The sequence below is a fragment of the Polynucleobacter sp. 39-46-10 genome (assembly GCF_002282275.1).
In genome coordinates this window covers 1-1306 of sequence record NZ_NCJB01000494.1, presented here as the reverse complement: position 1 = coordinate 1306, position 1306 = coordinate 1, and the positions used below count along the sequence as shown (strand labels likewise).

Genomic DNA, 1306 nt, shown 5'->3' with positions numbered 1-1306 from the left:
AAGAATGCTGTCTCAATCGGTACAAACATCAGCACAAAGTCTACCGAGCCAATTCCATATAAAGAGCTATAGTTCTTGCTAGAAAGCCCCTGAATGTGTTGCCTTAGCGACTGAATATGGGCTGCCAACTCTTGTTCTGAGACTGTCGGATCAGTTGCCTCAGCATGGCGTGAATACGCAGTGATAGAAACCTTACTATCGACTACCAGGCTTCTGCCCTCTGGCAGTTTTACGACAACGTCTGGCTGAAGACGTGAGCCATCAGTCTGAGTGTGACTATCTTGTACAAGGTATTCTTCGCCTTTTCGAAGGCCTGAAGACTCTAGAATGGATTCGAGTACTAACTCACCCCAATTACCTTGTACCTTTGAGTCGCCCTTGAGTGCTTGGGTCAGTGAGCGGGTCTCATCCGACATTCGCAAATTCAGATTGGCAAGACGTTCTATCTCGCCCTTGAGTGCAAAGCGCTCTCGAGCTTCATTGCCGTAGGAAGTATTTACCTGCTCTTTAAATTCTGAAAGCTTAGTTTGCAGTGGCTTTAGTAATGCATCTAGATTAGCGACATTTTGCTCTGTGAAGCGCTTAGACTTATCTTCCAGAATTTCATTAGCTAAATTTTTGAACTGATGAGTCAAAGCCTCTTTAGCCTCATTGAGGGATTCAATTCTCCCCAGGCCTTGCTTGCGCTCGGAATCTAGCTCTGCTTCAAGTCGAATTGCATTTTGTAAGGCTTGGTCTCTTTCAGAGCGCAAGCTGATAGTGATGGCGGCTTCTGCCTGCGCTTGTTGTTCGCTACGTTGAAGAGCAGATCTTAGATTAAGCGCATAAACCAAAAGGCCTGCGCATAAAACCAATGGCAGGCCAAACAGGAGAAGGGAGCTTAAGTCAAAAGTCACAAATGCAGTCTATGCAAGCTATTAAATCTTAGCCTTGTACTAACTTTTGCAGTTCACCACTTTGAAACATCTCGGTCATGATGTCAGAGCCACCAATGAATTCACCATTGATATAGAGCTGAGGAATAGTTGGCCAATTAGCAAATTCTTTAATACCCTGACGAATTTCTGCATCTTCTAATACGTTTACGGTATGAAGTTTATCTACGCCGCAGGTGCGCAAAATATTGACCGCATTTCCGGAGAAGCCACACTGAGGAAACTGGGCATTACCCTTCATAAACAATACAACAGGATGACTGCTAACGATTTCTTGAATTCTTGCTTGGGTGTCCATAATTTTCTTCCTGAATTGATGCTATAAAATGATTTAGAGTTGCAACTAACAATGGGCTAATTTTAAGGCTATC

Annotated in this window: 2 protein-coding genes; both read right to left on the bottom strand. The window is 43.8% G+C overall.

The window, feature by feature from the left end:
* Positions 1 to 896 (bottom strand): DNA recombination protein RmuC (locus B7X71_RS17100; RefSeq protein ID WP_293601621.1); only part of this gene is annotated, 896 nt, incomplete at its 3' end.
* 28 nt (positions 897 to 924) lie between these two features.
* Complete coding sequence (grxD, locus tag B7X71_RS17095) at positions 925 to 1233, bottom strand: Grx4 family monothiol glutaredoxin (RefSeq protein WP_215302393.1); 309 nt, start codon at positions 1231 to 1233, stop codon at positions 925 to 927.
* Positions 1234 to 1306 lie beyond the last annotated feature (73 nt).